Below are 12,479 nucleotides of genomic sequence, written 5' to 3'. Positions count from 1 at the left end.
TTAGACTAACCAATGTTAAAAAGTTCTAAATCGAGCGAAAACCTAATTATACGGATAGAAAACAAAGTTTGCCCCTTCTGGCACCACAACGAATACACACATGTATTCGTTCGTATTCTTAAAATGCTTAATAAAATGTGCTTTACGGTCTTCTTTAATAAGGCCACGATCCACGAATTCCTCAAACGAACTCACATGTATAGACCACTGTGTATTTAATTCGTCCCTATTTAACAGCATTTCACCTATATGAACTTCATGCTGGTGCGCTATAAAAATAGGATACAACGTATAGCCCTCGGCTATCAATTCGGCAGCTACTTCTTTGATGGAATCGCTATAAAAATCCAGATCAACTTTTAAGCTTTTAAGCGGGCTATTTGCTGTAGGATCCTCGGCAGACCCCGCTCTTCCCATTAAATCTTCAATGTCCATAATTCGATTATTAAATTATTCCGTATGCAGCTCCAAAAGCACCACGTTTTCTACATGTTGCGTATGTGGAAACATATCCACCGGCTTAATGCGCACCACCTTATACTTCTCCTGCAATAAAGCTAAATCACGTGCTTGTGTCGCCGCATTACAACTTACATACACTACTTTTTCTGCTTCCATTTCCAAAATACGTTTCACGACATCGGCGTGCATTCCTGCACGCGGTGGATCGGTAATGACCACATCCGGTCGCCCATGCTCGCGTACGAAATCTGCCGTCAGCACATCCTTCATATCGCCCGCATAGAACTTAGTATTACCAATTCCATTGATTTGCGAATTGATTTTTGCGTCTTCAATTGCAGATGGCACATACTCAACGCCGACCACTTCCTTAGCGTCACGGGCCACGAAGTTGGCTATCGTTCCGGCTCCGGTATATAAATCATAAACCCGTTCATCGCCTTTCAATCCAGCAAACTCGCGCGTTATCTTGTACAGTTCGTAAGCTTGGGTAGAGTTCGTTTGATAAAACGACTTGGGACCTACTTTGAATTTCAACCCTTCCATCTCCTCATAAATAAAGTCGCGTCCACTAAAAGTATGGATGTCCTGATCGAAAATCGTGTCGTTACGTTTCTGGTTAATGATATAAAGCAGCGACGTAAGCGTTGGAAACTGTTCATTAACATAATTCATCAGCGCTTCTACCTGCCCCTCTTCCGGATAGGCAAAAACGACAATCACCATCACCTCCCCGGTGGAAGATGTACGAATAATCAGGTTACGCAGCGCACCTTCGTGTGCGCGCAGATCATAAAACGATATACCCTGCGCAACCGCAAAAGAACGGACGGCATTCCGAATACTGTTGGACGGATCCTGTTGCAGAAAACAATGATCAATGTCTAAGATTTTATCGAACCTACCCGGCACGTGAAACCCAAGGGCATGCAGATCATCCGGCTGCACCTCTTCATCCACGGAAGTCAACCATCGTTTGTTAGAAAACGTAAATTCCAGTTTATTTCTATAATATGCTGTCTCCGCTGAAGCCAGAATGGGCTCCATAGCAGAAACATCGACTTTACCCAAGCGTTGGAGTGCATTTGCGACATATTGCTGCTTAAACAACAACTGCGCACTATAATCCATATGCTGCCACTTGCAGCCACCACAAACACCGAAATGCGGACAAAACGGTTCTACCCGATGCTTAGAAGGCTTCTTTAACGCCACCAAGCGTCCTTCCGCAAAATTTTTCTTTTTCCGATACAACTCTACATCGGCTATATCGCCCGGAACCGCTTGCTCGATGAACAGCACCAAATCGTCGTGCTTAGCCACTCCTTTACCCTCTTCCGCTATATCGATAATATGCACATCAGATATCGACCGCTTGTCTTGTGGAATTCTTCTACCCATAATGGGGGCAAAAATACAGATTTTTGTTTGTTCTTTTCCCCGTGAAAAGAACCAAACCGACCGGAGGGAGCTCAGGGACACTAAAAAACAAACACTTGTCCCTAAACTCGTCGCTTCAGATATTTGAGATAATGGATAGTACTAAGGATGAGTTTCTACACACCTCAAATATCTGGATGCGACCCTGAAGGTTAAGGGGGGACTGTACATATGCGTCAATAGACGCGAGCAGTAATAAAAAGCGATGATGCGGATTAAATCGGCCTTATATGGTTTTGCGGCCATTTTTCAGCAGGCTATTCCGTTAAAAACAGCATAATGTCTGAACAGAGTTGTACTTTTTTTAGAAAAAAGTACGAAAAAAATCGTCGCTTCAGATATTTGAGAGGATGGGATAGTACTAAGGAGAGTTCCTACAGACCTCAAATATCTGGATGCGACCCAAGAGGTTAAGGAGGGACCGTACATATGCGGAAATAAACGCGAGCAGTAATAAAAAGCGATGATGCGGATTAAATCGGCCTTATATGGTTTTGCGGCCATTTTTCAGCAGGCTATTCCGTTAAAAACAGCATAATGTCTGAACGAAGTGAGTTTTATGCTGTTTAGGAATAGACGATGAAAAATAGCAAAACTATATTAAGCCTTGATTTTTTTGCTTCGTTTTTTCATCAAGGAAAAAATGAAGAAGAACGGTTTAGGAATAGACGATGAAAAATAGCAAAACTATATTAAGCCTTGATTTTTTGTTCCTTTTTTTATCAAGAAAAAAGGGAAAGAAAAAACTACGACTCTAGCAATGTCGCTTGTACCAGATATGGAAGAATTTCTTTCTGAAAAGAAATGAAATTTTTACGCACATCGGCATCGGTCACCGCCGTAAAAGCAAAGGAGAACACAATATTTTTACTAGACTTGATGAGAAAAGTGAGTCTTTCTTCGGGTACGGTGAGGGCTATCGTTTCGTTTTGTATGAAAGAGCTAAGTAATAAAAATTCCAAGTCATCGGAGAGTGTTTTCAGATATTCCTGCGCGTTGGCGGATTCCCGTATAAATTCCCATCCTACAAACTCATTACACACGGTGTAAGTCACGCGACTTACCCGAAGGATGGTGTTGGCCAGAAAAGTCGAAAGATCTTTCTCTCGAATATTCTTATTCAGGATATCCTCTACGTTTTCCCGGATATAATCCATCAATACCGCGTGGAGGATAAGTTCTTTGCTGGCAAAATGCTTATAAAAAGTCGCTTTCGCAATGCGGGCTTGTTTTGCCAGTTCATTTACGCTGGTTTTGTTATATCCGTAGCGTCTAAAAAGTTCGCGTGCCGACTTTTTTATTGATAATATGACCAGATCAGACTCCATATAGACTTCGGAGATTATACGAGCTCTGTCTCAAACTGGGATAAAAACCGAACGTCATTCTCAGAGAACAAGCGTAAATCCCGGATTTCGTATTTCAAGTTTGTAACCCGTTCAATTCCCATACCGAATGCAAAACCCGTATACTTTTTGCTATCAATACCACAATTTTCCAAAACATTCGGATCCACCATACCGCAACCTAAAATCTCCACCCAACCGGATTGTTTACATAATTGACAACCATCGCCCTTGCATATGGTACAAGAGATGTCCATTTCAGCCGAGGGTTCTGTAAAAGGGAAATACGATGGGCGAAAACGCACTTTGGTCCCCTCTCCATACAATTCCTGTACGAAATGGAACAAGGTCTGTTTCAAGTCAGCGAAAGAAACATTTTCGTCTACATACAAACCTTCGATCTGATGAAAAAAGCAGTGCGCCCGTGCAGATATGGCTTCGTTTCGATATACACGTCCCGGCATGATTGCACGAAACGGCGGTTTGCCCATTTCCATCATCCGTACTTGAACCGAAGAAGTATGCGTACGTAAAGCAATATCATTACCTGTCTTTTTCTCTACGAAAAAAGTATCCTGCATATCTCGTGCGGGGTGCTCAGGAGGAAAATTAAGTGCAGAGAAGTTATGCCAATCATCCTCGATTTCCGGCCCTTCGGCAACGATAAAACCAAGCTTCTTAAAGATTTCTACAATTTCCTTTCGAACCAGTGAAAGGGGATGCCTTGATCCCAGCTGGAACCCCTCCCCAGGAAGCGTTAAGTCGCCTTCCTCACGCTCTAGTTTCTTTCCCACCTGCGCAAACTGGGCCTGCGCGCTGTTATAGGTACTTTCAGCGAGTTGCTTAAATTCATTCAAAACCTTGCCCAACGTACGTTTTTCTTCGACGGAGACGGTTTTAAACTCTTCAAACAATGCCTTAACGACACCTTTGGTCACCAAAAACTTTAACTTGAAATTTTCGACGTCCGCGGCCGAGGCGGGTACAAACGATTTTATTTCTGCTGTAAACTGCTTAATCTTCTCCTGCAACATAGTGCCAAAGATACAGCAAAATATTAAAATATTACAACGTATAACCGCAAAATCCAACGGCGTAGACGCCCTTCCACCCTACAAATGAGCCGTTAAAACGGTAAACCGTCTGTATCGTCATTGTTTTCGGTAAAATCGACCTCTTCTTCTTTTTCGTCATTTTTTTCTTCATCCGCCGCTGTCGTCTTTCCGGTTTGTCCAAAGTCAGAAGGTCTACCTAATAATTTAAAACTCTCTCCTACGATTTCCGTGACATAACGACGTGTCCCCTCTTTATCTTCATAATTTCGGGTACGCAAACGTCCTTCAATATAGGCCAGTTTTCCTTTTTGAAGATATTTAACCGCCATCTCCGCCAGATTACGCCACATCACAATATTATGCCATTCGGTGTGTTTAACCCGTACGCCATCTTTTGTATAGGTCTCCGAAGTAGCAAAAGGGAAGCTACACACAGACACATTGTTATCTAAATATCGAACTTCGGGATCTTTCCCCAAATGCCCAACTAAAATCACTTTATTAACACTTGCCATACTTTAATAATTTAGGAGTAATCAATTGTAAATTCACGACCCTATACACGCTACGTTTAGAAAGAACACCAATAATTTCACCCTAGAACGTCGCCGAGATGAGATGACCGTTTTTTTCCAGAAAAGAGAATATAAGTTTATGTTTAGCTAATTTATCTATTTTTTCATAATAATGGTAATCCCACTCCTTTTTTTTCGCCTTTACCATCCCTGCTTCGCTAACAATATAAAAACGGGCGTAAATGTTTTGATGACTCAGAACCTGTTTCACCGGTTTGTCCACGACTTTCAAAATAGTATTCTCTTCAAAATATTCGGTAAAATCGGGATTTATCATTAACTCGGGTACGGATACATCCGCTGCCGTTTCTATCATAGGGAATTCATACAAGCTTGTCCAGACATCTCCCTGTCCACGCTTAGCCATCAACATCCGGTCAGCTTCGCGCACAATAAAATAATGAAAATAACGATTTCGACTCCCTTTTCCCTTTAACTTGACCGGTAGCACTTCTACGTTATTTTCCCGTAATGCACGACAGTCTAACCGAAAAACACATGCCTCGCATAGCGGTTTTTTGGGTTTACACTGTAAAGCACCAAAATCCATAATAGCTTGATTATAAGCTCCTGGATTATGGATATCCAGCATCTCCTGTGCTAGCCTAGCGAAGAGCTTTTTTCCTGTTGAAGTATTGATCGGTTCTTTTATGCCCAAATACCGCGCTAACACCCGGTAAACATTCCCGTCTACTACTGCCTTCGGCTCATTTGCCGAAAAAGAAGCAATTGCGGCAGCGGTATATTCTCCGACCCCAGGAAGGCGAATAACCTCCTCATACCGCGTCGGAAATATTCCCTGAAAATCTTGCATCACCATCTGCGCAGCCCTATGCATGTTGCGGGCGCGCGAATAATACCCCAAACCTTGCCACAGCCGAAGGATATCCTCTTCGTTGGCCTCGGCAAAAGCTGCCACATTGGGAAACGCATCCACAAAGCGATAAAAATACGGCCTGCCTTGTTCGACACGAGTCTGTTGCAGGATAATCTCCGAAAGCCATATAATATAAGGATTCTGTGTAGCTCTCCACGGCAGGTCCCGACCGTGCTCACCATACCATTGCATCAGTTTTACAGCGAAAGACATGCACAAAGTTGGTTATTTTTTCGATAAGTTAGGTGACCTATTTAAAAGCAGCTATTCCCATCGTTTGTTACATTAATTTTGAGCAACGCCACTAGAACACCGTTTAGCGTTAAAAGTTTCTTAAAAAATGTTAAAGTTTGACCACAACTAGCTCGATACATTACCTTTGTCCTTCGTATCATAAAAGTTTTTATTATTGACGCTCATGCTAAAGAAAAAAACCGCCGTGCTATTCGTCGAACCAGACGGTACGTCCACCAAGAGAATGCAAGTACCTACGTTTGTCGTCGCACATTGGAAAAAAGTCCTAGGTTGCTTTATTGCGCTCACCGCAATAACGGTATCATCTGTGGCTTATGTTGTTAAACAACGCACATCTGAAAAATACATAAAGGTTTACGATCAAAAATTAAATAAGCTCAAGGCTGAAAACCGCTTATTAGAACTCGATGAGTTCAACAATCAGCTCACCACAGAAGAGATCAAGAAATCCTTTCATTCTATTGATAGCGCCATTGATCGCATCAACCAGAAAATGAAAAAAAGAGGCCTGAAGGAAATAAAAATGAATCCCAATATGGGAGGCCCCATTGAAAAGGGAGAAGATGATCTGGTAGAGCTTTCCACTTTTTATAAAAAACAACTCGCGGACTTGGAAGCTAAACTCGATGGTTTACCATTAGGTCGTCCGCACCCCGGACGGATTACCTCATCCTATGGCTACCGTCGCAATCCTTTTACAAACCGCGGTCGGGAAATGCATCATGGTGTAGACTTGAAAGGCAGAACCGGTGACCCTATAAAAACCACCGCCAAAGGCAGAGTTACTTTTGCAGGCTGGAAAGGTGCATATGGGTATGTGGTCATGGTCAAACACAGAAATGGATATGAAACGCGGTACGCACACCTGACCCGCACACGGGTTAAAAAGGGACAATATGTAGAAGCCGGCGATATTGTAGGTTTACTGGGTAGCACCGGACGAAGCACAGGGCCTCATTTACATTACGAAGTGCTCTTGAACAACCGGAAACTCAATCCTTCTACCTATTTTTCATTGTAGGATTTTTATTTTAGCCGGTATACTTTACCATTGCAATACACTGACAACGGGAAAATGATCCGAAGGAAATTTTCCCATATACGTATCGGTTAAGATCCCGTATTTACGGACGCTAAATGGTTTCGTAAGAAAGATATGATCAATACGCTGTTTGGGTTTAAGCCCCTTTCCCCAGGCGTTAAACGATGAATTAGGCTCGTATACTATTTTTGCGAGATCATAAGCATCCTGTACGATACCGCTTTTTGCTAATGTAAAATAAGCTTCATTCGTTTCATCGATATTAAAATCTCCGGTCAAAATAATCGGTAGCCCTGTGGCTAAGTCCTCCGCTCTTTCCAAAATGAGCTTTGCACTTTCGCGACGTGCCACGACACCGATATGATCGAAATGTGTATTCATAAAGATAAACTGCTTCCCATTTTTATTATCTTCAAATACAGCCCATGTACAAACTCGGGGCAATGCAGCATCCCAACCTCTGTTAGGGCGCTGGGTATCGGTAGGGGAAAGCCAAAACGTACCGTCCTTTATTAATTTAAATCGGTGTTGGTTGTAAAATATCGCCGAGTACTCCCCTTTTTGAGCACCATCATCGCGTCCGACGCCTACATAATCAAACCCGAGCAGTTGCTGTTTCATATCCTGCACCTGTTCATAAAAACCTTCTTGGATGCCAAAAATATCAAATTCATGAAACTGGATTAGATCAGTGACGGCCTGCTTTCGGTCTTCCCATAAATTCCCTACATCTGCGGTAGTTTTGAGACGTATATTGAAAGAAGCTACGGTTAGCTCCTGCGCTGACAAGATATAGGAAAATCCTACAAGCAGTAATATGGCTAAACAAAGTCGTTTCATACTATATAAATTAATATTATCTGACATAAATAATGTTGGCGACAGCACGTTCACCTTCATGATCGAACAGTTTATTATCGGATGGATAGTTTACCACGCCATTCTCGGTCGCTCCTTTTATATACAAAGTCGAACTTCCACCACCATCCAGGTTCATTGCCTCTTTCGCTCCCAACCACCGTAATATATTCGACAGCTCGTGAAGGTTCATACCATGCGCCGATTTACTCCGTCCATCGACAACAAATAGCAGTAATTTATGATCTCCAGTCAATGCAATAGCTGTACGCGGATGTCTATTGTCGTTGAACGCATTTTTGGTTAACGGATAGGGTTTCCCATCCACAACAAGCAACGGACCAGAAAGAATGACGTTCGGATAATTTTCGGCTTCATACAAGGTATCTGTCGCCGCTTTGACCTTTATTTCTTCTCCCGACAGTAAGAACAGCGCATTACCACGATCCGTTTTTTGTCGCGTACGATTAATAACTTTATGATCTACCTGTATAAAATCAGTTGCACCGCCGTGTTTCATATCAAAGAAACCACCGTTAACAGCTACCAACGCCTGGTGTTCCAGCGCCAATTGCGAAGTAGGTTTTAACGTCGAAGGTTCCGCCGCCATGTAAAGCTTTTTCAAGTTCTTTTTAAGGTCGATCTCTACATAATTGATCTCTTGTTCGCTATCAAAAAGATTATCAAAGTGCCCTTGTTTCCAGACGATCCCTTTTTTTACTTTGGTTTTTTTCCAGCTTTTGGTAACAACCGCTATGGAATCTTGGTTATCCTGCGCAAACGCGGCCGTAACGAAAAAGAAAATACAAGCTAAGACAGCTGTTCTTAAATGATACATTGACTATTATTTATTTAGAATACGGTTGAGCAACTCCGGTTCATCCGTCGTGATGTAATCAATCTTTTGGTCAATAAAATAATGCATATCATCCTCCCGATTCACCGTCCATACATTGGTTTTAAGTCGTAATTTCTTTGCATCTCCGATCCACGCTGGATGTTTCTTATAAACCGACAGATGGTAATCCAGCCCGCTTAAACCCGCTGCTTTTATTTCCTGTGGAGATTTATCACCATTGAGATAATGAACTTTTGCTTTCTTATCCAGCTCTTTCAATTTCAAACAAGCGTCATAACTAAATGCGATATATTCCACTTGCTTTTCGGCTTTCAGCCTCTTTACCAAAGCCACCGTCAGTTCCGCCGCCTTCAATGTCCTTTCTGTGCCAAGCTTATTCGTTTTAAGTTCATAGATCAACTTGGTCTTTTTCTGCTTCAGTCCTTCCCTTAGATATTCCTCTGCGGTAGGGATACTTTCGCCATTGGGATGTTTCTTAACAAGCAATTCTTGGTAAGTTGAGGTCGCTATGTCTATTCCGTAAAAGTCCTGATCATGGGTCACGACTAATACATCATCTTTTGTTAAATGTACATCAAACTCTGTACCCCAAGCTTTTTGTTCTATGGCTTTATGTAAGGACGCGAGTGAATTTTGAGGTACTTTGGTGTTTTTCCAGGATCCGCGATGCGCGATCATTTCTGATTGGGCCATAGCGCCCACGTGCATAACCGTTAATAAGGTAAGGATTACTAATGTTGGTTTCATATCTATATTTAACTTCCACGAATATACCCAACGTATATTAACCTCATGTTAAATCAGCTTTTTCCGTCCCATTCGTTATAAAATTGCTGCAAAAATGATTCCATAAAATGATGACGTGTCTCGGCTATCTTCTTCGCAGTATCCGTGTTCATCTGAGCACGCAAAAGCAATAGTTTTTCATAAAAGTGATTGATGGTGGGTGCGGTCGTATTTTTATAGGCTTCTTTACTCAACTGTTGTTGCGGCGGAATAGCCGGGTTATATATTTCTCGATTTTTGAAACCACCGTAGTGAAAGGCACGCGCGATACCAATCGCTCCGATAGCATCCAAACGATCCGCATCTTGTACAATCTCTAATTCTTTAGAATGGAAATCAACTTGCCCCAAAGATGCTTTATAAGACATATTGAATATGATCCGCTGCACATGTTCTATCCGATCTTTGTCCAACCCTGTGCCTTGCAAAAATTCCCCGGCTATACGCGGACCGATTTGCTCATCGCCATCATAGAACTTGCTATCGGCAATATCATGCAGCAAGGCGGTAAGTTCACAAACCAGTGCATCGGCATCTTCCGTTTCTAGAATCAGCTTCGTGTTATTCCACACACGCTGGATATGCCACCAGTCGTGCCCGGCTTCCGCATTTTTTAACTTTTCCTGTACGAATTCAGCTGTGCGCGCTATGATATCCGGTTTATTCATTCCCCCGATCCCGTCTCCGGATAAGTTTATGTATTTTATTTCCGGTAGGTCTATCGATCCCGCTCTCTGTATCACGTTCGGACGTTCTTTCGGCTGCTCTCTCTTCGGAAGGGTTCTGCCGAACACTGGCTAAGCTCCGCGAAGTAGTCGTCGTCGCAGCAGCCGGCCGCTCTCTAGAACCTTCATATAGTTCGTATTGCAATAAGCGGCAGTCCAGCTTTCCAGTAAAAAATTCAAACCTACGGGATGCCTGCAGACCTATCTTTTTTGCCAGATCAAGATTTCCAGTAAAAATATAACCCCGGTATCCCTTGCATTCCTGTTTCATAAAGTCCCCTATGCGCTTATAGGTAGCCTCGAGTTTGGTATGTACTCCAAGACGCTCCCCATATTCGGGATTAAACATGATAACACCGTTTCCTTCCGGAATCGTCGTCGTGGCAAAATCGCCGATTTCGAACGTAATCAAATGCTCTACGCCTGCCGTTTTTGCATTCGATTTTGCAATCTCTATGGCCACGTCGGATATATCCGACGCCACAATAGCTGGCGTATTCTTCTTATCCGTCAACTCCTTCAACCGGCGACGTTCTTCAAAAAACACCTCCTCCTCATAGCCAATGAGGTGCATAAAAGCATAATTCATCCTTTGTAAGCCCGGCGCACGTTTTTGTGCCAGTAATGCGGCCTCAATAGCCAGTGTTCCCGAACCGCACATGGGGTTGATGAATGGTGAGCGCCCATCCCATTGCGTAGCCATGATCGTCGCGGTGGCCAAGGCTTCTAGCATAGGAGCTTTGCCCGGATGTTTCCGATAGCCGTGCTTAGCAAGTGTTTCACCGGAAGTATCGATAAAAATCTCGGCTCTATCGTCTATCCAATGCAGGTGGATAACGGCGTGGCTCAACTCGGGTCCCGTATTGGGCCTTACTCCTTTTTTATCCTTGATACGATCTACAATAGCATCCTTAACCTTAACATTAGCAAATAGCGGCGTGGTAATGGTTTCGTTATGCACGTTTGATGTAACAGAAAAATAGCCATCAACCGGCAGAAGTTCTTCCCAGGCAACCGTTACCAATGCCTTATAAAGCTCATCGGCATTCGCCGCACGAAATGACTTTATCTCGTATAGTACTTGGCTCGCTATACGCAAGTTCAAATTCAATCGGACACATTGATTTATAGAGGCGTTAAGCTCTACACCTGTATTAAAGGCCCGGACAATCTTAAAGCCCAGTGCTTCTACTTCTTGCACCAAATAAGGTGACAAGCGTTTGTTGCAGGTGATAATTACTTTATTGGGGGTGTTGAAAACTTCCATCATCTTTTTGCAAAGTTACTTATTCTGCTTAGCAAAAAATGCGTAATTTTACAGTTTAATACGTTTTGATATGGAAATAAGAGGAAAAGTTCATGAGATAGGCGCTACGCAACAGGTTACGGAATCTTTTAAGAAAAGAGACTTGATCGTTGCTTACGCAGAAAACCCACAATTTGTAGAGTACATTCGTTTTGAAGCGACACAGGATCGCGTTAGTATATTTGATAACTTAGCGGTAGGCGATGATATTGAAGTTTCGTTTAACCTACGTGGCCGTCCATGGACAAATAAAGAAGGGGTGACCACTTACTTCAATTCCTTAGTGGCCTGGAGAGTGACCAAACTGGCAAATACAGCACAAGCCGCTTCTAGCCCTGGACATATGGATATGCCTCCTGTAGATATCTCCTCTTCGGGAGCCGATGACGACGATTTACCTTTTTAAGTTTTAAAAAGTATAAAATAAGGAGACAGCCCCATACGGGGCTGTTTTTTTGTTATAAGTTGTTCTTTCTTTCCCTTTTTTCTTGATAAAATACTTCTTCTTCATTTTTTGTCTTGACACAAAAAACGAAGCAAAAAACCGAATGAAGTGAGCTCATGGATGCCAAAATAAACACAAATCCATAACTCAAGGCTGGATATTGTTTTGCTATTTTCCCTTGTCTATTCCTAAAGTATAAAACTCACTTCGTTCAGACATTATGCTGTTTTAACGGAATAACCTGCTGAAAAATGGCCGCAAAACCATATAAGGCCGATTAAACCCGCTTAACCGCTATCGATTATTAATCGCTTTTAGATTACGCGTCATAGAATTACACTATCCTTTATTAACACGCTATACATTTGCACCATCCCTCCTTAACCTTTAGGGTCGCATCCGAATGTTTTACAACTGCACTAACCCTCCCCCAGCACTATCCAAAATG

Annotated in this window: 13 protein-coding genes; 2 read left to right on the top strand and 11 right to left on the bottom strand. The window is 42.6% G+C overall.

Annotation, left to right across the window (positions count from 1 at the left end; translation table 11 throughout):
* Positions 1 to 42 precede the first annotated feature (42 nt).
* The 6 genes from LKO28_RS08615 to mutY form a co-directional block, all read right to left on the bottom strand.
* A complete protein-coding gene (locus LKO28_RS08615; RefSeq protein ID WP_227694394.1) occupies positions 43 to 435 on the bottom strand; it encodes a hypothetical protein in 393 nt (130 codons plus the stop codon).
* Positions 436 to 450: 15 nt separating this feature from the next.
* On the bottom strand, positions 451 to 1,863 hold the full coding sequence (gene rlmD / locus LKO28_RS08610) for a 23S rRNA (uracil(1939)-C(5))-methyltransferase RlmD (RefSeq protein WP_227694393.1): 1,413 nt from the start codon (positions 1,861 to 1,863) through the stop codon (positions 451 to 453).
* 785 nt (positions 1,864 to 2,648) lie between these two features.
* The gene (locus tag LKO28_RS08605) at positions 2,649 to 3,230 is read right to left on the bottom strand and encodes a TetR/AcrR family transcriptional regulator (protein ID WP_227694392.1); all 582 of its coding nucleotides are present in this window, start codon (positions 3,228 to 3,230) and stop codon (positions 2,649 to 2,651) included.
* A gap of 14 nt (positions 3,231 to 3,244) precedes the next feature.
* Positions 3,245 to 4,282 (bottom strand): phenylalanine--tRNA ligase subunit alpha, encoded by a 1,038-nt coding sequence (gene pheS / locus LKO28_RS08600; protein ID WP_227694391.1) that lies wholly within the window; start codon positions 4,280 to 4,282, stop codon positions 3,245 to 3,247.
* A 92-nt stretch (positions 4,283 to 4,374) separates the two neighbouring features.
* Complete coding sequence (locus tag LKO28_RS08595) at positions 4,375 to 4,818, bottom strand: single-stranded DNA-binding protein (protein ID WP_227694390.1); 444 nt, start codon at positions 4,816 to 4,818, stop codon at positions 4,375 to 4,377.
* An 82-nt stretch (positions 4,819 to 4,900) separates the two neighbouring features.
* Positions 4,901 to 5,968 carry an A/G-specific adenine glycosylase gene (gene mutY / locus LKO28_RS08590; RefSeq protein WP_227694389.1) on the bottom strand — a complete coding sequence of 356 codons (1,068 nt, stop codon included), beginning with the start codon at positions 5,966 to 5,968 and terminating at the stop codon, positions 4,901 to 4,903.
* A gap of 205 nt (positions 5,969 to 6,173) precedes the next feature.
* On the opposite strand from mutY, the gene LKO28_RS08585 reads away from it, so the two are divergent.
* Positions 6,174 to 7,031, top strand: coding sequence for a M23 family metallopeptidase (locus LKO28_RS08585; protein WP_227694388.1), 858 nt, complete (start codon positions 6,174 to 6,176; stop codon positions 7,029 to 7,031).
* A 24-nt stretch (positions 7,032 to 7,055) separates the two neighbouring features.
* Here the strand turns inward: LKO28_RS08585 and LKO28_RS08580 are convergent, their stop codons facing one another.
* The 5 genes from LKO28_RS08580 to LKO28_RS08560 are packed head-to-tail and all read right to left on the bottom strand — an operon-like array spanning position 7,056 to position 11,547.
* A complete protein-coding gene (locus LKO28_RS08580; RefSeq protein WP_227694387.1) occupies positions 7,056 to 7,892 on the bottom strand; it encodes an endonuclease/exonuclease/phosphatase family protein in 837 nt (278 codons plus the stop codon).
* Between the two features lie 16 nt (positions 7,893 to 7,908).
* The gene (locus tag LKO28_RS08575) at positions 7,909 to 8,748 is read right to left on the bottom strand and encodes a phosphodiester glycosidase family protein (protein WP_227694386.1); all 840 of its coding nucleotides are present in this window, start codon (positions 8,746 to 8,748) and stop codon (positions 7,909 to 7,911) included.
* A gap of 6 nt (positions 8,749 to 8,754) precedes the next feature.
* Positions 8,755 to 9,516, bottom strand: coding sequence for a glycerophosphodiester phosphodiesterase family protein (locus LKO28_RS08570; RefSeq protein WP_227694385.1), 762 nt, complete (start codon positions 9,514 to 9,516; stop codon positions 8,755 to 8,757).
* A 53-nt stretch (positions 9,517 to 9,569) separates the two neighbouring features.
* Positions 9,570 to 10,223 carry an HD domain-containing protein gene (locus LKO28_RS08565; RefSeq protein ID WP_227694384.1) on the bottom strand — a complete coding sequence of 218 codons (654 nt, stop codon included), beginning with the start codon at positions 10,221 to 10,223 and terminating at the stop codon, positions 9,570 to 9,572.
* Positions 10,216 to 11,547 carry a class I SAM-dependent RNA methyltransferase gene (locus tag LKO28_RS08560; protein ID WP_227694626.1) on the bottom strand — a complete coding sequence of 444 codons (1,332 nt, stop codon included), beginning with the start codon at positions 11,545 to 11,547 and terminating at the stop codon, positions 10,216 to 10,218. Before LKO28_RS08560 ends, LKO28_RS08565 begins: the two co-directional genes overlap by 8 nt.
* 70 nt (positions 11,548 to 11,617) lie before the next feature.
* Between LKO28_RS08560 and LKO28_RS08555 the strand changes: the two genes are divergently transcribed.
* On the top strand, positions 11,618 to 11,992 hold the full coding sequence (locus tag LKO28_RS08555) for a DUF3127 domain-containing protein (RefSeq protein ID WP_227694383.1): 375 nt from the start codon (positions 11,618 to 11,620) through the stop codon (positions 11,990 to 11,992).
* The last annotated feature ends 487 nt before the right edge of the window (positions 11,993 to 12,479 follow it).

Origin of the sequence: Sphingobacterium sp. FBM7-1 (genome assembly GCF_020687765.1) — a bacterium.
Taxonomy (GTDB): Bacteria; Bacteroidota; Bacteroidia; order Sphingobacteriales; family Sphingobacteriaceae; genus Sphingobacterium.
This window is presented reverse-complemented; position numbering and strand designations above follow the sequence as displayed.